This is a genomic window from Fluviirhizobium alvei (assembly GCF_030551875.1).
In the GTDB taxonomy this organism is placed as follows: Bacteria; Pseudomonadota; Alphaproteobacteria; order Rhizobiales; family Rhizobiaceae; genus Rhizobium_E; species Rhizobium_E alvei.
On record NZ_JAUOZU010000005.1, the window covers coordinates 331,642 to 353,260 of the forward strand.

Consider the following 21,619-nt stretch of genomic DNA (forward strand, 5'->3'; position numbering starts at 1 on the left):
CCGTCATCCGACGAGGAGCATACCGGAGAGCGATGCAGAGGCATCGGTCGAGGATTGCGACAAAGTCGGGGACGGATGTCCGGTCCCACGCAATCGGTTCCTATCATCGACGCTTGGTATATCAGGCCCGCTTTCAGGCCTTGATGGTCGGCAGGCGGATGTTCTTGAGCATGAGGGCCGCAATCAGGCCGATGCTGATGACGATCGCCATGGTCACGAAAACCGACTGGAAGGCATTGCCATAGGCGACCATGATCTGCTGGCGCGCTTCGAACGGCAGCGCGGCCACCGCCGCAGGCGTCAGTTCGGCGACATCCTTGACGCCCGGAATGACCGGCAGCGTTCCGGCGATCGCCGTTCCCAGCACCGCGCCATAGATGGAGATCGCGATCGAAGCGCCGGCCATGCGGGTGAGCGTCACGACACCCGTGGACGCGCCGACATCGCGGGGATCGGCGGCATTCTGCACACCGACGACCGGGACCTGCTGGCCGAAACCGGCGCTCATGCCCTGCAGAATGAACAAACCCACGATCACATAGAGCGGCGTATGGGCAGGAAGCAGCGCCAGCGTGATGAAGGCGATCAGGAATCCGGATGCCGAAATGATCGAGAAGATCTTGTAGCGGCCGGTGATCGAGATCAGGCGACCGGCGGTCAGCGATCCGGTGGCGATCCCCGCGGTAAAGAAGATGAAGAGAAGACCGGCGACGGACGGCGTCAGGCCTGTGGTGGTCTGCAGATAAAGCGCCAAATAATTGACCGATCCGATGCCCACGGCGCCGCTGACCAGAGAAATGATCAGCAACAGATTGACGGTCTGGCTGGAAAACAGGCTGAGCGGTATGACCGGTTCTGCGACACGGCGTTCGACGGCAATCCAGCCGAACAGGCAGACGAGACCGAAGGCGACGACCGCGAGGCTCTGAGGCGCAACGAGCGAACCGAACACCTGGCGCGCATCTGCCCACAGAACCACGCTCGCCACCGCTCCGGCGAGCAGCAGGGCGCCGGCGAAATCGATCTGCGGCTTGCGGTGCGGCTTGCGATAGGGCAGCAGCAGACCAAGCCCGATCAGAACAAGCGCGCCCAGCGGCAGATTGATGAGGAAGATCGAGCGCCAGCCGAAATAATCTGACATCGCCCCACCCAGGGTGGGGCCGATGGCACCGGATGCCATGAGCACAAGGCTCGAATAGCTCTGGTAACGGGCGCGGACACGCGGCTCGAACAGATCTGCATTGATCGAGAAGATCGACACCATGATGCCGCCGCCGCCCAGCCCCTGCAGCACGCGCGCCGCAATCAGCGTATCCATGGAGACCGCAAAACCGCAGGCCGCAGAACCCAGCGTGAAGATCGCGATCGCAGCCATCATCACATATTTACGTCCGAACAGATCGCCGAGCTTGCCGTAAAGCGGCATCACCGTGCTGGTGGCGAGCAGATATGCCGAACCGACCCAACTGAACCGTTCAAGGGCGCCGAACTCACCCACGATCGTCGGTAGCGCTGTCGAGACGATCTGGTTGTCGAGCGTAGCAATGAACATGCCGCCGAGCAACATCAGGAAAACGGCGATGCGGCGGCGATGATCGGGAACGAGCGATGTGAAGGCGGCGGCCGCCTCAGGGGCGGCTTGAACATGAGCATCCATGGTGATGACCTGACAATCTTCAATATTTGATTTCGGCAATTTATGTGCTTTTCGCATATATATGTCAACGACACATATGTGACAAAAGCATATTTTTCTTGGATGCTGACACATTCTCTGCTAGGAAGGCGTCATGACGATGGAAAATGCAGCCAACCAGAACGAACGAAACCCCGATATCGACCGGATCGGCACCGCGATGGCGCGAATGCGCCTGATGATCGGTCGTCGCTATATCGGTCGGGTGGCGATCGCACGTCTCGGCGCAGGCATGGAACTGTCCGACCTCGATGTGCTGAGCCTCGTCAACCGGCTGGGTCGCGATCGCGAGATCACAATCGGCACTGTGGCCGAAAACATGCGCGTCGATCACTCCCGTGCCAGCCGGGTCGTAGCCGATCTCGTCAAGCGCGGCATGTTGAAACGCGAGGTTTCGCAGGAGGATGCGCGCCGTACCATCGTTGCGCTGACTGCGGAAGGCCGATCCTATGTCGATCGCGTCCAGGACATCAAGCAGGACGTTTTGTCGACAGCGCTCGCCGACTGGCCGGCCGAAGATATTGCCGAATTCGCCCGCCTCTACAATCGCTTCATGCTATCGATGGAGCAGCAGGCCAATGCCTTCGAGGAAGAGCAGTCGAGATCGTCATGAGACGTCGCGATAGGTCTTGATCTCGCCCTTGCGGCTTTCGATCTCATAGATGCCCTCGCCGACCGCCATCACCGGGCTTTCGCTGAGCGGAACCTTTCCCGCACCACCTGGCACATCGAGAATGTAATGCGGCATGCAGAGACCAGAGACGCGCTTGCGCAAGGCGGCGACCAGCGCCCTGCCCTGCCGGATCGACAGGCGGAAATGGCTGGTGCCTGGCGCCAGATCCGGATGGTGCAGGTAGTAGGGTTTGACGCGCAGCTCCACGAACCGGCGCATCAGAGCTTCGAGCACATCAATCTTATCGTTGACGCCCTTGAGCAGAACCGTCTGCGAAACCAGGACGATACCGCCATCGACAAGCTTTCCGATCGCTGTCGCCGCCTCCGGGGTGAATTCACGCGGATGGTTGGCATGGAGCGCAACATAGACCGTCTTGCCGGAGGACCGCAGTGCCGCCACCAGCGCATCATCGATGCGACCCGGATCGGCAACCGGCACCCGGCTATGAAAGCGAATGATCTTGAGATGGGCGATTTCGCCCAACTGACGCATCAGGCCTTCCAGCCGGCGGGGTGACAGAACCAGAGGATCGCCGCCGGTGACGATCACTTCCCAGATCTCCCGATGCGAACGGATATAGGCAAGCGCTCGCTCGAGTTCAGCGCCGGCCAGCATGCCATCGCCACTCGGCCCCACCATTTCGCGGCGGAAACAGAAGCGGCAATAGACCGGACAGACATGCACGGCCTTCAGCAGCACCCGATCCGGATAGCGATGCACGATGCCCTCGACCGGCGAATGCGGATGATCGCCGATCGGATCGTCGCTTTCCTCCGGCAGGCGGTGAAGCTCGCGACCATCCGGCACATATTGCCGGGCGATCGGATCATCGGGATCATCCCGGTCGATCAGGCCGGTGACGCTTTCCGTCAATGCGATCGCATAACGTTCGGAGACGCGATCGATCTCCGCCCAGCGGTCGCTGCCGATCAACCCGGCCTCGATCAGTTGCACCGGCGTCGTCAGAGGCTGGCTCATCGCTGCCACCTGACGGGCGTCCAGATGACCTGCTCGATCCGGCTGGCGCCAGCCGCCAGCATCACAAGCCGATCGAAACCGAGTGCCGCACCCGATGCATCCGGCATGATCGCAAGCGCCTCGAGAAAGGCCTCGTCGATCGGATAACGCTCGCCGTAAAGGCGCTCCTTCTCGTCCATATCGGCCTCGAAGCGACGGCGCTGTTCCTTCACGTCGGTGAGTTCCCCGAACGCATTGGCGAGCTCGACACCGCAGGCATAGAGCTCGAAGCGTTCCGACACGCGGCCATCGCGACGGGATTTGCGCGCCAGTGCTGCTTCCGACACCGGATATTCATAAAGGATCGTCGCCCGCCCGATGCCGAGATTGGGCTCGATCTTCTCGACGATGACGCGCGAAAAGAGATCGGACCAGCTGTCGTCTTCGCTCGTTCGGATGCCCGCCTGTTCGACAGCAGCCTTGAGACCGTCGCGATCGGTCGTTCCGTTCTTGGCGATCGTCGGCAAAAGTTCGATCCCGGCATGACGACGGAAGGCTTCGGCAACGGTAAGCCGCTCCGGTTCCGCATAGGGATCGCATTCCTTGCCGCGGAAGCGGAACAGGCTTTGACCGCCGGCCTCGGCGGCAAGCCGCAAGATCTCGGCACAATCGATCATCAGCGACCGATAGGTCTCGCCGGTGCGATACCATTCCAGCATGGTGAATTCCGGCTGATGGGTCGGTGAGGTCTCCCGGTTGCGAAACACATGCGCGAAGGTGAAAAGCCGGCGCTCACCAGCTGCCAGCAGTTTCTTGCAGGCAAATTCCGGTGATGTATGGAGATAAAGCGGCTCGCGGTCGCCCTTCTCATCGATCAGTTCGGACGAAAAGGCATGCAGATGCGTCTCGTTGCCCGGGCTTGTCTGCAGGATGGCCGTATCGACCTCGATGAAATCATCGGCGGCGAAAAAGGCCCGCAAGGCAACCTGGATGCGATTGCGCGCCAGAAGAAAGCCGCGCCGGTCCGCATGCACATGCGGCTTCCACCAGGGGGAAGCCACCGCTTCCCGTTCATTATCGGCAATGTTTCTCATCGGAAATTTCGATTCTGTCTGGCTATTTTGGCGTTTTCGGGTTAGGAGCGCGCCACAAACCCTCTATCGGCGCTTTTCGGGCACGGAACGATCCCGTCCTTTAGTGCGCGTTACAACAAGATACAAGGAAGTCTTATGGCAAAGGTCATCGCCTCTTCCGTTCGTAAGGGCAACGTGCTCGATATCGACGGCAGACTTTACGTCGTTCTCACCGCGCAGAATTTCCACCCCGGCAAGGGCACGCCCGTGACCCAGGTCGACATGCGCCGCATTTCGGATGGCGTGAAGGTGTCGGAACGCTGGAAGACCACCGAACAGGTCGAGCGCGCCGTCGTCGAAGACATCAACTTCCAGTTCCTCTATGCCGATGGCGAAGGCTATCACTTCATGAACCCGGAAAACTACGACCAGGTCGTGGCCACCCCGGACATGATCGGCGACGACAAGGTCTACCTGATCGAAGGCATGACGGTCGTTCTGTCGATCCATGAAGGCAACCCGATTGCCATGGAACTGCCGCGCCAGGTGACCTTCGAAGTCGTGGAAACCGAACCGGTCGTCAAGGGCCAGACGGCTTCCTCTTCCTACAAGCCGGCAATCCTCAACAACGGCATGCGCACCATGGTGCCGCCGCATATCGATGCCGGCACGCGTATCGTGGTGCTGACCGATGACGGCTCCTACGTCGAGCGCGCCAAGGACTGAGCCGTCCGATCCAATCACAATCCGAACGGCCCGCCCTGTGCGGGCCGTTTCGATTCAGCCCCGGAATATTTTGCCCCGTTCGACCCTCGATTTAGACTGACACTTCGCCTACCGGTCATCCGATGGGGTTTCAGTTCTTTATTGTATATATTTTTTATATACATTATATTTTATCGCATGGAGCGAAAAACGCAATTTCACAGGGAGATCTGAATGTCCATTTCACGCCGCAGCCTTCTGGCAGCCACCACATCGATCACGCTTGCGCTGTCGTTCGGCGCGACCGCCATGGCCGAAGAGCTTGCCATCAATATTGCCTACCAGCCCATCGTCGAGCCCTCGCGCGTACCGCAGGCCGACGGCACCTATGAGAAGGCGACCGGCGCCAAGATCAACTGGCAGAAGTTCGATTCCGGCGCCGACGTGATTGCCGCCCTTGCCTCGGGCTCTATCGATATCGGCTATGTCGGCTCCTCGCCGCTGGCCGCGGGCGCAAGCCGCGAACTGCCCTTCGAAACGATTTTCGTTGTCGGCCTGATTGCCGATGCGGAAGCGCTGGCCGTGAAGGGCATCGACAGTCCCGGACAGCTTGCCGGCAAGAAAATTGCGACGCCCTTCGTTTCCACCGCTCACTACAGTCTGCTAACCGCTCTCAAACATTGGAATGTCGATCCGAAGTCGCTCGAGATCCTCAATCTCCGGCCGCCGGAAATTGCCGCAGCCTGGGAACGCGGCGACATCGATGGTGCCTATGTCTGGGATCCGGTCCTGAGCCAGATCAAGACCACAGGCAAAGTGCTGGCAACCTCGGCCGATGTGGCCAAATGGGGTGGCCCGACCTTCGATGCCTGGATCGTATCGAAGAAATTCGCCGCCGAGCATCCCGAGGCCGTAACCGCCTTCGTTCGGGTCACCGGAGACGCTTATGCCGCCTATCTCGCCAATCCGGCGGCCTGGAACGCGGCTTCCCCGGAGGTCGCCAAGATCGCACGCCTGACCGGCGCCAAGGTGGAAGAGGTTCCGGCTCTGCTCACAGGCTACACCTTCCCGAGCCTGGAACAGCAGGCATCGAGGGACCTGCTCGGTGGCGCGACCATCGACGCGATCGCCAAAACCTCTGCCTTCCTGCTTGAGCAGGGCAAGATACCGGCGGTTTTGGCCGACTACAGCCCCTACGTCTCCGCTCGCTGGGCCGAATCCGCCCAGAAGGGCACGCAATGACCCTTTTGGTCTGCCAACAGTCCCTCCAGGCGCCGTGCGGCAGACCAACCGTTACGTGGAAGCCCCAGGCTTCCGCGTAACGGACCCGTTTAGAATGAGGACCGCCATCACCATGCTGACCCTGAGCAATATCGGCCTTGACTATGCCACCGGAGGCCTGCCCGTACTTTCCGGTATCAATCTTTCGCTCGCGAAGGGGGAATTCGTTGCCATCATCGGTCGCTCGGGATCGGGCAAGACCAGCCTGTTGAACATCGCCGCCGGTTTCGTGCAGCCAACCAGCGGCATTGCTTCCATCGATGGTCGTCCGATCACCGGACCTGGCCGCGACAGAGCCGTCGTCTTTCAGGACGATGCCCTCTATCCCTGGCTTGATGCCCGCGAGAACGTGGCCTTTCCGCTTAAGCTGCGGGGCATATCCCATAAGGTGCGAGCCGCGGCTGCCGATACGCTGCTCGACCTGGTGGGCCTGCCCGATGCCGGTCATCGCAAGATCTGGGAACTCTCCGGCGGCATGCGCCAGCGGATCGGCATTGCGCGTGCATTGGCCTCCGAACCGCAGTTCCTGTTACTGGACGAGCCGCTCGGGGCGCTCGATGCACTGACACGCACCAACATGCAAAGCTTTCTGCTCGACATGTGGTCTCGAACCGGCACCGGCGCCATGCTGATCACCCATTCCATCGACGAGGCCCTGTCCCTTGCGACGCGGGTGGTAGTGCTCGCACCATCGCCCGGACGTATCATCGCCGACATTCCGGTTGATTTCGGACGCCGCCACCTCGCGGGCACGCCGCTCGCAGCTCTGCAGTCTGAAAATGCCTTCAAGGCCGCACATGCGCGGTTGACCGCGCTCATCCAACAGCCTGCCGCGGAGTTTGCAGCATGAGCCTTACGCAAACAGCCGCAATCGGTTCGAATGAAACAGGACCCGTTCGGAAGAAGCCCCAAACGCGTGACCTTGCCCTGATCTGGTCTGCCGCAACCCTGTCGTTCCTGCTTGCCCTTTGGCTGGCAAGCGCAACTTTCGGCTGGGTCTCGCCCGTGTTCCTGCCCGGCCCGGCCAAGGTGTTTGCGGCCTTGCATGGGCTTGTCTTCACCGGGTTCGTCGATGCCACTCTGGCCCAACATGTCATTGCGAGCCTCGGACGCATTTTCGGCGCCCTGCTGGCTGCAATCATCATCGGCATTCCGGCCGGGCTGGCAATCGGAACGAGCCGGATCGGTAAGGGCATTCTCGATCCGATTGTCGAGTTTCTGCGGCCGCTGCCGCCGCTTGCCTATCTGCCGCTCATCATCATCTGGATGGGGATCGGCGAAGCATCGAAGATTACCGTCATTGCTCTCTCTATGCTGCCGTCCGTCATCATCTCCACGGCAACCGGGGTTCGCTCGGCGTCAAAGGATCATGTCCATGCAGCGCAATCCTTTGGCGCCAGCCGATCGCAGGTCATCCTGCATGTCATCCTGCCCGGCGCCCTGCCCTCGATCCTCACCGGCATCCGGATCGCGCTTGGCGCCGGTTGGTCGACCCTGGTGGCCGCGGAACTGATCGCGGCCAGCCGCGGGCTCGGCTTCATGATCCAGTCGGCAGCGCAATTCCTGGTCACCGATATCGTCATCGCCGGCATTCTGGTGATCGCCCTGATCGCCTTCCTCTTCGAACTGGCCGCCCGGTTTCTCGAGCGCAAGCTCGTTCCATGGGCAAGCTTGCGCTAGAGAGTTCTGCCGTCCTCAGGCGTGCGCCCAGTCCCAGTAAAGCGCGCGCGCCTTGCGGGCGAGCGGTCCGAACTGGAACTGCCGGTCATCGAAAGCGGTGATCGGCACGACCTTCGACATGTTGCCGGTCGAGAAGATCTCGTCGGCCTCACGGAAATCCTCGACCTTCAGCGAAATCTCGTGAACGGTCACGCCCGCACCACGCAGAAGTCCGATCACCCGCTGGCGGGTGATGCCATTGAGGAACGAGCCCGACGGAACCGGCGTGAAGACTTCACCACCCCGCGCCATGAAGATATTGGCGGTCGCCAGCTCCGCGACATTGCCGATCATATCGGTGACGAGCGCATTCTGGAACCCCTTGGCCTTGGCCTCGCGCAACATGCGGGCACTGTTGGGATAGAGGCAGGCCGCCTTGGCATTGACCGGCATCACTTCCATGCTTGGACGCCGGAAGCTTGTGGTGGTGATGCCGAAACCTTTCGGCTCCACCATCGGGATCGCTTCGAGGCAAAGCGCGAAATCCGTCGACTCCGGATCGGGAGAGACGGTGCTGAAACCGTAATCCTCTGCCCAGTACATCGGGCGGATATAGATGTCGGTGCCGACCGGAAACTTCTTCAGCCCCTCGAACACCAGCGCCTGGATTTCCTCGGGCTTGTAGCCCGGAATGAGACCGAGCGCTTCGGCAGAGGCGTTGATGCGCTGGCAATGCCGGTCAAGATCCGGCGACACGCCTTCGAACAGTCGCGCGCCATCGAAGACGAGCGATCCGAGCCAGGTCGCATGCGAGGCGGCGCCGAGAATGCGGACATCGCCCTCGTGCCATTCGCCCTTGTAAAATGTCCAGCTGGCATTTGCCATGATCGGTCTCCTCTAAGGCTTGCAGGTCGGTTTGCGGATATGTCCGCACCATTCTGCCATCCGTACCCGCGCAAAACCGCAATGAAAAGTCAAAACCGGCCAACCGGCCAATCTGGCCCGGCGTCACGCCTGCTGCAGGCCGCTCCGAACGGACGCGGGCTGGTAGCGGCTCGCAAGCGCGATCCGGTTGCCGGCATAGGTGAAATTGTTGACGGTCACCACAGCACCATTCCACCAGGTCCGGCGAAAGAGATGAATGCAGGCAGACCGCGCCTCCACCTCAAGCAGGGCCGCAATGTCATCCTCCGCCGGGATCGCCGAAATCACATGCTCGACCTCGGTGAGCGGCACCCTTTTGGAGAGATAGTCATAGGTGGTGGTTTGCGCAAAATCCTGCTCGATGTAATGCGGCGCAAGGGTCGCATTGACGAACCGCTCCTCCAGAAGCGCCGGCTGGTCGTTTTCGAAATGCAGGACGACCGAATGGGCGATCGGCAGATCTGCCTCCGCTTCGAACTGGGCGAGCAGGTCCGGGCCCGGAGATGCAAAGGTTTCCAGCAACAGCACTTCGGCACGGTGATGGCCGCCGCGGGCGCGGATTTCCTCGGCAATATCGTTGATTTCGATCAGAGCCGCCTGCGGACGCTTGGGGGCAGCGAAAGTGCCAAGCCCCTGAACGCGCATGACATGGCCTTCAGCCATCAGTTCGCGCAGGGCGCGGTTGACCGTCATCCGCGACACGCCAAGTTCAGCCACCAGTTCATTTTCGGACGGCAGCTTGCGCCCCTCTTCCCATTTGCCCTCGGCAAGCTGGCCAAGAACATGCGCCTTGACCTTCTCGTAGAGCGGCTCGGTCGTCGTCTCCGGCTTCATTCGGAGCCGATCGCGATGATGGTCTTCAGACCTGTCGCCTCGCCCGCAAGGAGGCGAGCATAGGCGTCGGGAACCTGCTCGAGCGTGATGCGGCGATCGATGAACTGTTCCAGCCGGTCGGCGAGCGCGGGCAACATCGACACCGCCTCGGGTAGCTCATCGATATAGGCGTGGCAGCCGATCAGCGACAGTTCCCGCTCGACCAGGATGTTGGGATCGAGGCCGATCTCGCCATGCGAGATGCCGGCAACCGCAATCGAACCACAGCCGCCGACAAGATCGATCAGACGCCGGATGACCGCGATGTTACCGGTCGCATCCAGCGCATAACGAACGGAAAACGCATCCAGCGCATCGAGATCGACGACCCTGGCGCCGGTGACATCGGCGACCAGAGCTGCGCGCGCCGCATTGCGGTCTGCCACCAGAATATCCTTCGCCCCCAGCGCAGAAAGAAGCAGAGCCGCAAGACCGCCAATCGGGCCGCAGCCTGCTACCAGCACCGGTTCGCCCGGTTCGGCATTCAGCCGCCGCACAGCATGCAGCGCAACGGCGAGCGGTTCGGCAAGGGCGGCGATTTCCGGCCTCACCTGCGGGCTTGTCGGCACGACAAGTCGCGCCGGCAGCACGCATTCCTCGGCAAAGCCGCCATCGCAGACTTCGCCGACGAAACCGAGGCTTTCGCAGACATTGCGACGGCCCGCCCGGCAGGCCCGGCACTGGCCGCACCAGTAACGCGAATCCGCTACCACCGGATCGCCGAAGGAAAGGCCGCTGACATCGGCGGCGACTTCCGTGATCGCGCCGGCAAATTCGTGCCCGGCAACGGAAGGGCTGCGCGAGATCCATTGGCCGGTGCGGAAATTATGCAGGTCCGATCCGCAGATACCGGCAGCCAGGACCCGGACCCGGACCTCGCCTGCCTGAAGCGCGCCGGGTGAAGCGATCTCCTCGACCCGGAGATCGCCCTTCGCGTAAAGCCGAACCGCCTTCATCATCGCCTCACAGATAGGCCTTGCGGACATCGCTCACCGCATGTTCGTGCGAGGAGAACCCCTCATAGCGCGCCAGAACATGCGCATGGCGGGCAAATTCCGGATAGGCCGATGCCGTGACATAACCGATCGACGAACGCTTGACGAAATCATGCACCGACAAGGGGCCCCAGCTGCGCGCCCAGCGGCTGGTCGGCAGCACGGCATTCGGGCCGAGGCCGAAATTGCCGATCGACACCGGTGTATGCGGTCCCATGAGAATTTCCGCCGCCTCGGTGATGCGTCCGAGATAGGCAAAAGCGTCCGTCGACAGGATTTCGAGATGTTCCGGCGCATAATCATTGATGAAATCGATGCTCTGCTCGGCGCTTTCGGTGAGGATGATGCCACCGTAGCGTCCGGTCAGAACCGTCTTCGAGAAATCGACACGCTGCTCCGTCATCCGGCCCCAATGTTCGGGAAGGGCGGCGAGCGCCTCCTCCATCACCCGGCGCGAATGGGTGACAAGATAGGCCGAGGAATCCGGGCCATGCTCGGCTTCGATCAGGAGATCGAGCGCGGCGAGCCCGCCATGCACCGTATCGTCGGCGAAGATGATCGCTTCGGAGGGACCTGCCGGCAGACCGGGATCGATGATGCCGGAGAGAAGCCGCTTGGCAGCCACCACCCAGGGGCTACCGGGGCCGACGATCTTCACCGCCTTGTTCACCGTCTCGGTGCCATGGGCAACCGCAGCGACCGCCTGGGCGCCACCGCATTTGTAAACGGTCGAGACACCGGCAATGCGGGCGGCGACCAGTGTGGCGGCATCGACCGAACCATCCGCTGTCGGCGGCGTGACGATGGCAATATCGGGAACACCGGCAACAACGGCCGGAACCGCCGTCATCATGGTCACCGAGGGGAAGGCCCCCTTTCCGCGCGGAATGTAGAGCGCCACCGAACGGATCGGCGTGTAGCGATCGCCGGCAAAGGCGCCCGGGCGCATCTCCTTCAGCCACATGGCTTCCGGCTTCTGCTCTTCGTGGAAATGGCGGATGTTGGAAATGCCGAACTCGATCGCCTCGACCACCTCCTTCTCCACCTGGGTGAACGCATGGTCGAATTCCGCTTCCGTGACCTTGAGATTGCCCGGTTTCACCTCCGCCTTGTCGAAGTCGCGCGCGAAACGGTAGAGCGCTGCATCGCCCTCTGTGCGAACCGCCTCAATGATGGGGGCGGCCTTTTCGAGGAAGAAGGAAAGATCGGCCTCCGAACGGCGCACCAGCTGGGCGCGTTCGTCCTTCGAAAGGCGAGCATAATCGTGAATGGTAACGTCAGCCATGGAATGTCTCATTTCAGGGATTGTCAGATCGAGGCGAGGAAGCCGCCATCGACGGGAATGCAGGCGCCGGTGATATAGGCAGAGGCGGCCGAAGCGAGGAACACGACGACGCCGCCGAGATCCTCCATGGTGCCGAACCGTTTCTGCGGGATCTTTTCAAGCATCGATTCCTGCCAGGCAGCATTCTCGTAGAACACATCGGTCATGGCGGTGCGGAAATAGCCCGGTGCGATGGCATTGACGCGGATGCCGGCCTGGGCCCATTCGGCGGACAACGCATGCGTCATGCCCAGCAGACCGGATTTCGAAGAGCCATAGGGAACGGCGGTCGGAATGCCGACATAGGTCGTCAGCGAGCAGAGATTGATGATCGACCCGCCGCTGGCGCTTTCGGTCATGATGCGGGCCGCTGCCTGGGCAACGAAGAAGGCACCCTTGAGATTGGTTTCGACGATCCGGTCCCACAGCATCTCGTCGACATCGAGAGACGGGCGGACCTCCTCGTAACCGGCATTGTTGACGAGAATATCGAGCCCACCCATTGCGTCCGCTGCCGCATTGGCCACCGGCCCGATGCTGGCAATGTCACGCACATCGAGTTCAAAGGCATGCGCCTTGCGGCCATGCGCCCGGATACGGTCTGCCGTATGAACGAGCGATCCTTCATCGCGTGCCGTAATCGCCACATCGGCGCCTGCTTCGGCGAGCGCCACGGCAATCGCCTGGCCGATGCCGCGGGATGCTCCCGTTACCAGCGCACGCCGTCCCGTCAGATCAAAACTCGCAAGCATGCCCAACTCCGTTTCTGCAAGAAGCAGAAATGAAGCACAGCTTTCAGAACTTGTCTATACAAGTTGCTCGATCAGTTGCGAATTGCCGCAGAGGCCTGCTCAGGCTGCGAGGTCCTGGAGCCGCGTCACCTGCTCGACCATCGCACCGATGGTCTGGAATGTCTGACGATTGAGCAACTCGTCGGGAAACTCGATGGAAAGCGTATCCTCGATCGCGATCATGATCTGCACACAGGCGAAGGAGGCAAGCCCGAGATCAAAGAGATTGTCGTCATTGCGGATGTCATCGATCGAAACCGGCAATTGGCCCGACTTTGCGACAATGTCCCGAATGATCTTTTCCACCTGTTGCTCCTGCCCGATCTACCGCTTCAATATTTCCTTCAGCAAAAATAGTTATTCCGCTGCATGAACGAGCCTTCACGATTCCAGTGAAAGTTTAATTCATTATGTATTGAAAACACGAGATATGGTGATCAGACCTGCGTAGGCGCGAAACTGGCAACAAGCTCAAAGGCATTGCCAGGATATGTGAGTTCGACACGCGTTATATAAGCGCCCGCAAAAACTGTTCGGCGGATAACCCTCAGACAGGCCGAACCTTTGGCAACTTCAAGCTGGCGGGCATGCCTGTCATCGGCGCTGACAGCCAGGATGCGATGTTCCGCAGCACTCCACGGCACCTGCCGGATGAGCCATGGACCCGGCGCCGTTTCCTCAAATGTCTCGTCCCGGCTTTCCGGCACGGCTTCGACGTTGATCAGACGCTCCTCGAAGCAGAAGGGCTTACCCCCGGCGCTATGCAGGCACTGGATGGCGATGACGCGGGCGTCGGCTGCAAGCTCAAGGGAGCTCCGCTCATTCTCGCTGGCCTTTCGCAGGCTGCGGGAAATCAGGTGGTAGCCATAGTCGAGCCCGAGTGAGGTCACCTCCTCCCGGATATCGCGGATCTCGAGCACTGCCGACTGGACATGCGGCTGCAGGACGAAGCTGCCGGATTTCTTGCGCCGCTCGATCAGACCCGCCTTCGCAAGCTGCGACAGCGCCTTGTTGACCGTCATCCGCGAACAGCGGTAATGTTCGGTCAGCTCCATCTCGAACGGAATGCGGTGGCCGGGCGGCCATTCGCCGGACAGGATCCGGCCTTCAATATCGGCGACGATCCGTTGATGCAGGGACCGCCCGCCGTCGCCATCTGCCTGACCGATCTCTGCATCCATTCCGATTCGTCCCTTTGTTTCGCCATTTAGAGCATTTCCTGTCAATTCGGAGTCATTCTGACGGAGCGATTTTGCGACAAGATCAAGCAAAGGCCCGCAGGGCATATCCTTAGATACGTTCAAGGGCCTTTGCGCAGGAATTGGCGCAATAGCGCCCGTCCCACGGCTCGCCCGGCACCGCCTTCGGCGTGCCGATCAGGCGAGCCGCAGCAATTTCTGTTGCGTGATTACCGGAGGCAATCAACGCGGCAGGGTTTCTGATTGGTGGGTGCCCGATGGCGATGCGGTCTTGCCCGATACTTCTGTATCGCGCTTCAACCGGCTCACCACCGGATCACGCGCACCAATCGAGAAACAGAACTGACCCCGAATTGGCAGGAAGTGCTCTAAGGCGGTTGGACGCACAAGGGAAAGTGGAGGCCACGCCGCATCCACTAAAACAGGCTCATATACGGGAGAGCATCGCCTGCATGGCCTGCTGGTAGCGCGTTTCGATCGCCTCGCGGCGGACATGACGGCCGCCATCGACTTGCTTCAGACCATGCACCCAGACGCAATCCACAGCCATGCCGCGCCCGAACAAGAAGGAATCAAGCACCGTATCACCTTCGAAACCGAGATCGAAAACCAGCCGCAGAGAGACGAAATCAGCTGGCATACCTGCCGCAATCGCAGAAGTGGAGCCGAGCGCCCTGCCCCCGCCAGCGACAGCCCGTTCGAAGATGGAACGACCCGTGGTCCTTCCATCGCGCGACAGCACGTTGCGTGCCCGATGCAGCAGCCGCTGCGAATATTCAAGCTGGCGCAATTCATCCGCAACGCCGATCAGCACATTGGAATCGGTGCCAATGCCAAAGGCGCCGCCCGCATCGATGAACGTCCCGGCGGCAAAGAACCCATCGCCGAGATTAGCTTCCGTGACCGGGCACAGCCCCGCCACAACGCCGCGCTTCGCCATCGCGATGGTTTCGGCATCGGTCATATGGGTGGCATGGATGAAGCACCAGCGGCCATCCGCGCCCGCCTCATCGAGCAGCCATTCGACCGGACGCCGGCCCGAATAGGCGATGCTGTCCTCGATCTCCTTCACCTGTTCGGCGGCATGGATATGGACCGGTCCCTCCGGGCTCATCGAGAGCAGTGCTCGGATCTCGTCGCCGGTCGCCGCCCGCAGGCTGTGCGGCGCAATGCCAACCACGGACCCCGGCAGGGCGGACACCAGCGTCCGCGAGGCATCGAGCAGCCTGGCGTAGGAATCGAGATCATTGACGAAACGACGCTGGCCATCGGCTGGCGGCAGCCCGCCGAAATTCGAATGCGCGTAGAAAACCGGCAGCAGCGTCAGCGCGATACCGGTCTCAGTCGAAGCCGAGGCGATGCGGCTGCCGAGCTCGGCGATATTGGCATAGGCCCGCCCGTCGCGATCATGATGGAGATAGTGGAACTCGCCCACACGGGTGAAGCCGCTTTCCAGCATCTCGACATAGAGGAAGGCGGCCACCGCTTCGATATCCTCCGGCTCGAAGGCGAAGGTGAAGCGATACATCACATCGCGCCAGCTCCAGAAATTGTCGTTGCCGGCCGAAGGCCGTTCAGTGAGCCCTGCCATGGCGCGCTGAAAGGCATGGCTGTGCAGGTTGGGCATGCCGGCAATGAGGATCGCATGCCGCTCGTCGCCGGGCTCCGGCTGCGTGTCCGGCGTCAGCGACAGGATGCGACCGCCGGCAATCTCGATCCGGACATCATTGCGCCAGCCCTCCGGCGTTAGAACCTGCTTGGCAAAAATGGGCATCGGCACCTCCGGAATGGCTCTTGTCAATTGGGTTATTATGTATATACATATTAGACAAGAAGGCAACCCGTTTCGGGAGGATGGAATGCAGGAGACCGAGCCGGGAGGCCCGTTATTGTTGCGCAATGCGCGGATCGCCACGCTCGACCCCGCCCGTCCGGGCCTGGGAGAAATCGAGGGCGCAGCGGTTCTTGCCCAGGATGGGCGCATCGTCTTTGCCGGTCCCGAAGCTGGCCTGCCCGCCCATCAGGCTGCACGCGTGATCGATTGCGAGGGACGCTGGGTCACGCCGGGCCTCATCGATTGCCACACCCATCTCGTCCATGCCGGCAACCGTGCCCATGAATTCGAACTCAGACTGAACGGGGCCAGCTATGAGGAGATCGCGCGCGCCGGCGGCGGCATCGTCTCGTCGGTCAAGGCGCTGCGGGCCGCAAGCGACGACCAGCTTCTCGCCGAAACCCTGCCGCGCCTCGATGCCCTGCTGGCCGAGGGCGTGACGACGATCGAAGTCAAGTCCGGCTACGGGCTTGATCTCGAAAACGAGATGAAATCGCTGCGCGTCGCCCGCAAGCTCGGCGAGGCCCGTTCCGTTTCGGTGCGCACCAGCTTCCTTGGAGCCCATGCGCTGCCGCCAGAAGCCAAGGGCGATCGCCGCGCCTATCTCGATCAGGTGATTTCCATGCTGCCGGCGATCAAGGCGGCCGGCCTCGCCGATGCCGTCGACGGTTTCTGCGAGAAGATCGCCTTCCAGCCCGATGAGATCGCACTGCTGTTCGGTGCGGCCCAGTCGCTCGGCTTTGCGGTCAAATTGCATGCCGACCAGCTGTCGGACCTCGGTGGCGCGGCGCTCGCGGCCCGGTTCGGCGCTCTGTCCGCCGATCATGTCGAATATACGAGCGAGGCGGGTGCGATCGCGATGGCAGAAGCCGGCACCGTGGCGACCATTCTGCCCGGCGCCTTCTATTTCATTCGCGAAACCCAAAAGCCGCCGGTCGATCTCTTCCGCAGGCACGGCGTCGCCATGGCGCTCGCGACCGACAACAATCCCGGCACCTCGCCGCTCACCTCGCTTCTGCTGACCATGAACATGGCCGCGACCCTCTTTCACATGACGGTCGAGGAATGCCTGAAGGGTATCACGCTGAACGCCGCCCGCGCCCTCGGTCTTGCGTCGGAAACCGGTTCGATCACCGCCGGAAAATGGGCCGACCTCGCCATCTGGGATATCGAGCGCCCGGCCGAACTCGTCTACCGCATGGGGTTCAACCCGCTCTGGAAACGGATCTGGAGGGGAATGTGATCGTTGATGCGAACCCCGCCCACCAAACAACAGGACCCCGCCCATGACCATCACCCTTCATCCCGGCGCCGTCACGCTCACCCAACTGCATGCCGTCTACTGGGACGGCGTCAATGTTCGGCTTGATCCATCCTGCGATGCGCGCATCGAACGCTCCGCCGCCCGCATTGCCGAGATCGCCGGCGGTGACGAGCCGGTCTATGGCGTCAATACCGGCTTCGGCAAGCTGGCATCGATCAAGATCGCCGCTGCCGATACGGCCAAACTGCAACGCAATCTCATTCTCTCGCATTGCTGCGGCGTCGGCGCACCGCTTGCAGCCGATATTGTGCGGCTGATCATGGCGCTCAAGCTGATTTCGCTCGGTCGCGGCGCTTCGGGCGTCCGGATCGCGCTTGTCCGGCTGATCGAGGACATGCTCGAAAGGAACGTTGTTCCGGTCATTCCGGAAAAAGGCTCGGTCGGCGCCTCGGGCGATCTCGCGCCGCTCGCCCATATGGCGGCCGTCATGATCGGCGAAGGCGAGGCCATGGTCGGGGGCGAGCGCCTGCCGGGAGGCGAAGCCCTGCGCCGTGCCGGCCTTGTTGCGGTGGAACTCGCCGCCAAGGAAGGGCTGGCGCTGATCAACGGCACCCAGGTCTCGACCGCGCTCGCACTGGCCGGCCTGTTCCGCGCCCATCGCGCGGCCCGTTCGGCGCTTGTCACCGGTGCCCTTTCCACCGATGCCGCGATGGGCTCGTCGGCTCCCTTCCACCCCGATATTCACAGCCTGCGCGGCCATCGGGGCCAGATCGATGCTGCCGCTGCACTCCGCAGTCTCCTCGCCGGATCGGTGATCCGCGAAAGCCACATCACCGGCGATGAACGCGTCCAGGACCCCTATTGCATCCGCTGCCAGCCGCAGGTCGATGGCGCCTGCCTCGATCTCCTGCGCCAGGCGGCCCGCACCCTCGAAATCGAGGCCAATGCGGTGACCGACAATCCGCTGGTGCTCGACGATGACAGCGTCGTTTCCGGCGGCAATTTCCACGCCGAACCGGTGGCTTTCGCCGCCGACCAGATCGCGCTTGCCATCTGCGAGATCGGCGCCATTGCCCAGCGCCGCATCGCCCTTCTGGTCGATCCCGCCCTCTCCTATGGCCTGCCAGCCTTCCTTGCCAAGGAACCGGGGCTCAATTCGGGCCTGATGATCGCCGAAGTCACTTCGGCGGCGCTGATGAGCGAAAACAAGCAGATGAGCCATCCGGCCTCTGTCGATTCGACCCCGACCTCGGCCAACCAGGAAGACCATGTCTCCATGGCCTGCCATGGCGCCCGCCGCCTGCTGCAGATGACCGACAATCTCTTCGCCATCATCGGCATCGAGGCGCTGACCGGATCGCTCGGCATCGAGTTCCGCGCGCCGCTCGTCACCAGCCCGGAACTGGCAGGGGCGATCGCCTGCATCCGCGCCGCCGTGCCGACGCTTTCGACCGATCGCTATATGGCGACCGATCTGGCCGCCGCATCCGCCCTCATTGCCGATGGGCGGCTCAACCGCGCAATTACGCCTGGCATTTTGCCTGGGCTGGGAGACTGAAAACCCCTCCCCAACCCCTCCCCACAAGGGGGAGGGGCTAACCGGATGCCCCGCCCTGCCCAAAGAACCTTGCAACAAACCGCAACGGTCACTTGAGGCGAAGCAGACCGGTCGGGTTAAGCCACTCCCCCTTGTGGGGAGGGGTTGGGGAGGGGCAATCGAATGCAACGAACCGAAACATGGGAACGACGAAGCCATGACCAATCCACGCCACAATATCCGCGAGGTTCGTGCCCCGCACGGCACCGAACTCAATGCCAAGAGCTGGCTCACCGAAGCGCCGCTCCGGATGCTGATGAACAATCTCGATCCCGACGTGGCGGAAAATCCGCATGAGCTCGTCGTTTATGGCGGCATCGGCCGCGCTGCCCGCACCTGGGCCGATTTCGACCGCATCGTCGCCTCGCTCAAGGAGCTTGAGGAAGACCAGACGCTGCTCGTGCAATCGGGCAAGCCGGTCGGCGTCTTCCGGACGCACAAGGATGCACCGCGGGTGCTGATCGCCAACTCCAACCTGGTGCCGCACTGGGCCACCTGGGACCATTTCAACGAGTTGGACAAGAAGGGACTCGCCATGTACGGCCAGATGACGGCCGGCTCCTGGATCTATATCGGCACCCAGGGCATCGTACAGGGAACTTACGAGACCTTCGTCGAGGCCGGGCGCCAGCATTATGGCGGCAATCTCAAGGGCAAATGGATCCTGACCGGCGGGCTCGGCGGCATGGGTGGCGCCCAGCCGCTCGCCGCCGTCATGGCCGGGGCCTCATGCCTCGCCATCGAATGCAATCCGGACTCGATCGATTTCCGCCTCCGCACCCGCTATCTCGATGAAAAGGCCGAAACGCTGGACGAGGCGATGGCGATGATCGACCGCTGGACCAGGGCCGGCGAAGCAAAATCCGTCGGTCTGCTCGGCAATGCCGCCGAAATCCTGCCCGAGATGGTTCGCCGCGGCATCCGGCCCGACATCGTCACCGACCAGACATCCGCGCATGATCCGATCAACGGTTATCTGCCGATCGGCTGGACCATGGCCGAATGGAAGGCGAAGCGCGAAAGCGACCCCAAGGCGGTGGAAAAAGCCGCCCGCGCTTCGATGAAGGTGCATGTGGCCGCCATGCTGGATTTCTGGAATGCCGGCATTCCGACGCTCGACTATGGCAACAATATCCGCCAGGTCGCCAAGGATGAAGGGCTTGAACATGCCTTCGATTTCCCCGGCTTCGTGCCGGCCTATATCCGGCCGCTCTTCTGCCGCGGCATCGGCCCCTTCCGCTGGGCAGCGCTTTCGGGCGATCCGGAAGACATCTACAGAACCGATGCGAAGGTGAAGGAACTGCTGCCCGACAACAAGCACCTGCACAACTGGCTCGACATGGCGCGCGAGCGCATTTCCTTCCAGGGCCTGCCGGCCCGCATCTGCTGGGTGGGCCTGGGCGATCGCCACAAGCTCGGCCTCGCCTTCAACGAGATGGTGCGCAACGGCGAACTCAAGGCACCGATCGTGATTGGCCGCGACCATCTCGATTCCGGCTCGGTCGCCTCGCCCAACCGCGAGACCGAGGCGATGAAGGATGGTTCGGATGCCGTGTCAGACTGGCCGCTCTTGAATGCGCTGCTCAATTGCGCCAGCGGCGCCACCTGGGTGTCGCTGCACCATGGCGGCGGCGTCGGTATGGGCTTCTCGCAGCATTCCGGCATGGTCATCTGCTGTGACGGCAGCGCCGATGCCGACCGCCGCATCGGCAATGTGCTGTGGAACGATCCGGCCACCGGCGTCATGCGCCATGCCGATGCCGGTTACGAGATCGCGCTCGATTGCGCCCGCGAGAAGGGACTGGACCTGCCCGGCATTCTGGGGTGATGGGGGAGAATGATCGACGCTACGGTCCCGGCGAGTTCGCTTGCCGGGATCTTGGTGCTTGATGGCTATCTCACGATAGCATCCGAATCCAGATGAACTACCTCGCAGTCTGTCAGCAAAAGCAGAGAGTTATGAGGCCTGTTCTCTGACTCTCTCGATATAGCGTTCCAGATATCGAGAAAGCCAAGGCTCACCGTGCTTATTGTAAAGCTCCCAATTCTGGCGCCAATGCGCACCGCCTTTGACATCGGGGAATGCGACAATCGACTTGTAACCATTAATCACTTTTAGCCGAGTGTGAGCTATGGATCGATAAGGATAGTGCCTATAATAGGCACCAAGCTTGGTTGCAGGATAGATATCCGCCAAATCAAACACTCTATTCCTTACGAAATGGTTCCCAGCAAATAGACGAGACTCGCTTGTAAAGCGGTAAATGCACTTCACCTCACTCCGAGTAGAACGTCTATCAACCAACGGAAACTGATCATAAACCGCGCCAGGCTTGTAGTGCTCCAATGGTACCTCGCTGGCGCAATTGATCAAAGGGAACGTTACAACACTGGCTTCCCTTGCGTTTACAAGAATATCGACGAACGAACCATCAACCGATGAAAACGATATGAATTCATCGGCATCTAAGGGAACGATCCAATCGATCGAGGCACCGAGGGAAGAAAAATACTCGACTGCGAACTTCGCCGCGGCAGTGGTTTTAAAATCTTGATAGTGTTGAGAAATGTAATCGCTAATCACGACGACAAAAACGTCTTGGCGCTTTCTAAACTCGTCGATCACACCACGCGTACCATCAGTGCTGTTGTTATCGATAACACAGAAATAGCGAAAACCGAGCAAGTAATTATGCTTGTCTTATGATTTCCGTGCTTCTTCGTGAGATAAAGAAGCGCCGGAGAGGACGGCCATCCTTCTCCGGCGATGG

Annotated in this window: 20 protein-coding genes; 8 read left to right on the forward strand and 12 right to left on the reverse strand. The window is 61.3% G+C overall.

The window, feature by feature from the left end:
• Positions 1-133: 133 nt before the first annotated feature.
• Entirely contained in the window at positions 134-1,657 is a 1,524-nt protein-coding gene (locus tag Q4481_RS06325) for an MDR family MFS transporter (RefSeq protein WP_304375468.1), read from the reverse strand.
• Positions 1,658-1,790: 133 nt separating this feature from the next.
• Between Q4481_RS06325 and Q4481_RS06330 the strand changes: the two genes are divergently transcribed.
• Entirely contained in the window at positions 1,791-2,309 is a 519-nt protein-coding gene (locus tag Q4481_RS06330; protein WP_304375469.1) for a MarR family winged helix-turn-helix transcriptional regulator, read from the forward strand.
• Here the strand turns inward: Q4481_RS06330 and Q4481_RS06335 are convergent.
• Both Q4481_RS06335 and epmA read right to left on the reverse strand, forming a co-directional pair.
• Positions 2,304-3,350, reverse strand: coding sequence for a lysine-2,3-aminomutase-like protein (locus tag Q4481_RS06335; RefSeq protein WP_304375470.1), 1,047 nt, complete (start codon positions 3,348-3,350; stop codon positions 2,304-2,306). The genes Q4481_RS06330 and Q4481_RS06335 overlap by 6 nt on opposite strands.
• Entirely contained in the window at positions 3,347-4,423 is a 1,077-nt protein-coding gene (gene epmA / locus Q4481_RS06340) for an EF-P lysine aminoacylase EpmA (protein WP_304375471.1), read from the reverse strand. The genes Q4481_RS06335 and epmA overlap by 4 nt, the downstream gene beginning before the upstream one ends.
• A 135-nt stretch (positions 4,424-4,558) precedes the next feature.
• Between epmA and efp the strand changes: the two genes are divergently transcribed.
• The 4 genes from efp to Q4481_RS06360 all read left to right on the forward strand — a co-directional run bounded on the left by efp (position 4,559) and on the right by Q4481_RS06360 (position 8,068).
• A complete protein-coding gene (gene efp, locus Q4481_RS06345) occupies positions 4,559-5,128 on the forward strand; it encodes an elongation factor P (protein ID WP_304375472.1) in 570 nt (189 codons plus the stop codon).
• Between the two features lie 213 nt (positions 5,129-5,341).
• On the forward strand, positions 5,342-6,349 hold the full coding sequence (gene tauA, locus Q4481_RS06350) for a taurine ABC transporter substrate-binding protein (protein WP_304375473.1): 1,008 nt from the start codon (positions 5,342-5,344) through the stop codon (positions 6,347-6,349).
• Between the two features lie 94 nt (positions 6,350-6,443).
• Positions 6,444-7,238 (forward strand): taurine ABC transporter ATP-binding protein, encoded by a 795-nt coding sequence (locus Q4481_RS06355; RefSeq protein ID WP_377353024.1) that lies wholly within the window; start codon positions 6,444-6,446, stop codon positions 7,236-7,238.
• Positions 7,235-8,068, forward strand: a complete 834-nt coding sequence (locus Q4481_RS06360) for an ABC transporter permease subunit (protein WP_304375474.1) — start codon at positions 7,235-7,237, stop codon at positions 8,066-8,068. The genes Q4481_RS06355 and Q4481_RS06360 overlap by 4 nt, the downstream gene beginning before the upstream one ends.
• Positions 8,069-8,083: 15 nt before the next feature.
• On the opposite strand, the gene Q4481_RS06365 is transcribed toward Q4481_RS06360, so the two are convergent.
• The 8 genes from Q4481_RS06365 to Q4481_RS06400 all read right to left on the reverse strand — a co-directional run bounded on the left by Q4481_RS06365 (position 8,084) and on the right by Q4481_RS06400 (position 15,927).
• Positions 8,084-8,932: a branched-chain amino acid aminotransferase gene (locus tag Q4481_RS06365; protein WP_304375475.1), complete on the reverse strand. Its 849-nt coding sequence runs from the start codon at positions 8,930-8,932 to the stop codon at positions 8,084-8,086.
• A 123-nt stretch (positions 8,933-9,055) separates the two neighbouring features.
• Positions 9,056-9,805, reverse strand: coding sequence for a histidine utilization transcriptional repressor HutC (gene hutC / locus Q4481_RS06370; RefSeq protein ID WP_304375476.1), 750 nt, complete (start codon positions 9,803-9,805; stop codon positions 9,056-9,058).
• Positions 9,802-10,800 carry a zinc-dependent alcohol dehydrogenase gene (locus Q4481_RS06375; RefSeq protein ID WP_304375477.1) on the reverse strand — a complete coding sequence of 333 codons (999 nt, stop codon included), beginning with the start codon at positions 10,798-10,800 and terminating at the stop codon, positions 9,802-9,804. Before Q4481_RS06375 ends, hutC (Q4481_RS06370) begins: the two co-directional genes overlap by 4 nt.
• A 7-nt stretch (positions 10,801-10,807) precedes the next feature.
• A complete protein-coding gene (gene hisD, locus Q4481_RS06380; RefSeq protein ID WP_304375478.1) occupies positions 10,808-12,124 on the reverse strand; it encodes a histidinol dehydrogenase in 1,317 nt (438 codons plus the stop codon).
• A gap of 23 nt (positions 12,125-12,147) precedes the next feature.
• On the reverse strand, positions 12,148-12,915 hold the full coding sequence (locus Q4481_RS06385; RefSeq protein WP_304375479.1) for an SDR family NAD(P)-dependent oxidoreductase: 768 nt from the start codon (positions 12,913-12,915) through the stop codon (positions 12,148-12,150).
• Positions 12,916-13,014: 99 nt separating this feature from the next.
• Complete coding sequence (locus Q4481_RS06390; RefSeq protein ID WP_304375480.1) at positions 13,015-13,260, reverse strand: acyl carrier protein; 246 nt, start codon at positions 13,258-13,260, stop codon at positions 13,015-13,017.
• A gap of 131 nt (positions 13,261-13,391) precedes the next feature.
• Positions 13,392-14,135 (reverse strand): histidine utilization transcriptional repressor HutC, encoded by a 744-nt coding sequence (hutC, locus tag Q4481_RS06395; protein ID WP_304375481.1) that lies wholly within the window; start codon positions 14,133-14,135, stop codon positions 13,392-13,394.
• 445 nt (positions 14,136-14,580) lie between these two features.
• Positions 14,581-15,927: a formimidoylglutamate deiminase gene (locus tag Q4481_RS06400; protein ID WP_304375482.1), complete on the reverse strand. Its 1,347-nt coding sequence runs from the start codon at positions 15,925-15,927 to the stop codon at positions 14,581-14,583.
• An 85-nt stretch (positions 15,928-16,012) separates the two neighbouring features.
• On the opposite strand from Q4481_RS06400, the gene hutI reads away from it, so the two are divergent.
• The 3 genes from hutI (at position 16,013) to hutU (ending at position 20,676) form a co-directional block, all read left to right on the forward strand.
• Positions 16,013-17,230: an imidazolonepropionase gene (gene hutI / locus Q4481_RS06405; protein ID WP_304375483.1), complete on the forward strand. Its 1,218-nt coding sequence runs from the start codon at positions 16,013-16,015 to the stop codon at positions 17,228-17,230.
• A 43-nt stretch (positions 17,231-17,273) separates the two neighbouring features.
• The gene (hutH, locus tag Q4481_RS06410) at positions 17,274-18,809 is read left to right on the forward strand and encodes a histidine ammonia-lyase (protein ID WP_304375484.1); all 1,536 of its coding nucleotides are present in this window, start codon (positions 17,274-17,276) and stop codon (positions 18,807-18,809) included.
• A gap of 196 nt (positions 18,810-19,005) precedes the next feature.
• On the forward strand, positions 19,006-20,676 hold the full coding sequence (gene hutU, locus Q4481_RS06415) for a urocanate hydratase (RefSeq protein ID WP_304375485.1): 1,671 nt from the start codon (positions 19,006-19,008) through the stop codon (positions 20,674-20,676).
• Between the two features lie 129 nt (positions 20,677-20,805).
• On the opposite strand, the gene Q4481_RS06420 is transcribed toward hutU, so the two are convergent.
• Positions 20,806-21,534, reverse strand: coding sequence for a glycosyltransferase family 2 protein (locus Q4481_RS06420; RefSeq protein WP_304375486.1), 729 nt, complete (start codon positions 21,532-21,534; stop codon positions 20,806-20,808).
• Between the last annotated feature and the right edge of the window lie 85 nt (positions 21,535-21,619).

What these genes read in the sequence shown, in the direction of transcription:
- Q4481_RS06365 (WP_304375475.1), bottom strand. Translation starts at nt 8,932, where the DNA reads ATGGCAAATGCCAGCTGGACATTTTACAAGGGCGAATGGCACGAGGGC.
- hutI (WP_304375483.1), top strand. Translation starts at nt 16,013, where the DNA reads ATGCAGGAGACCGAGCCGGGAGGCCCGTTATTGTTGCGCAATGCGCGG.
- efp (WP_304375472.1), top strand. Translation starts at nt 4,559, where the DNA reads ATGGCAAAGGTCATCGCCTCTTCCGTTCGTAAGGGCAACGTGCTCGAT.
- hutC (WP_304375481.1), bottom strand. Translation starts at nt 14,135, where the DNA reads ATGGATGCAGAGATCGGTCAGGCAGATGGCGACGGCGGGCGGTCCCTG.
- Q4481_RS06360 (WP_304375474.1), top strand. Translation starts at nt 7,235, where the DNA reads ATGAGCCTTACGCAAACAGCCGCAATCGGTTCGAATGAAACAGGACCC.
- hutC (WP_304375476.1), bottom strand. Translation starts at nt 9,805, where the DNA reads ATGAAGCCGGAGACGACGACCGAGCCGCTCTACGAGAAGGTCAAGGCG.
- tauA (WP_304375473.1), top strand. Translation starts at nt 5,342, where the DNA reads ATGTCCATTTCACGCCGCAGCCTTCTGGCAGCCACCACATCGATCACG.
- Q4481_RS06325 (WP_304375468.1), bottom strand. Translation starts at nt 1,657, where the DNA reads ATGGATGCTCATGTTCAAGCCGCCCCTGAGGCGGCCGCCGCCTTCACA.
- hisD (WP_304375478.1), bottom strand. Translation starts at nt 12,124, where the DNA reads ATGGCTGACGTTACCATTCACGATTATGCTCGCCTTTCGAAGGACGAA.
- Q4481_RS06335 (WP_304375470.1), bottom strand. Translation starts at nt 3,350, where the DNA reads ATGAGCCAGCCTCTGACGACGCCGGTGCAACTGATCGAGGCCGGGTTG.
- hutU (WP_304375485.1), top strand. Translation starts at nt 19,006, where the DNA reads ATGACCAATCCACGCCACAATATCCGCGAGGTTCGTGCCCCGCACGGC.
- Q4481_RS06375 (WP_304375477.1), bottom strand. Translation starts at nt 10,800, where the DNA reads ATGAAGGCGGTTCGGCTTTACGCGAAGGGCGATCTCCGGGTCGAGGAG.
- hutH (WP_304375484.1), top strand. Translation starts at nt 17,274, where the DNA reads ATGACCATCACCCTTCATCCCGGCGCCGTCACGCTCACCCAACTGCAT.
- Q4481_RS06330 (WP_304375469.1), top strand. Translation starts at nt 1,791, where the DNA reads ATGACGATGGAAAATGCAGCCAACCAGAACGAACGAAACCCCGATATC.
- Q4481_RS06355 (WP_377353024.1), top strand. Translation starts at nt 6,444, where the DNA reads ATGAGGACCGCCATCACCATGCTGACCCTGAGCAATATCGGCCTTGAC.
- Q4481_RS06400 (WP_304375482.1), bottom strand. Translation starts at nt 15,927, where the DNA reads ATGCCCATTTTTGCCAAGCAGGTTCTAACGCCGGAGGGCTGGCGCAAT.
- epmA (WP_304375471.1), bottom strand. Translation starts at nt 4,423, where the DNA reads ATGAGAAACATTGCCGATAATGAACGGGAAGCGGTGGCTTCCCCCTGG.
- Q4481_RS06385 (WP_304375479.1), bottom strand. Translation starts at nt 12,915, where the DNA reads ATGCTTGCGAGTTTTGATCTGACGGGACGGCGTGCGCTGGTAACGGGA.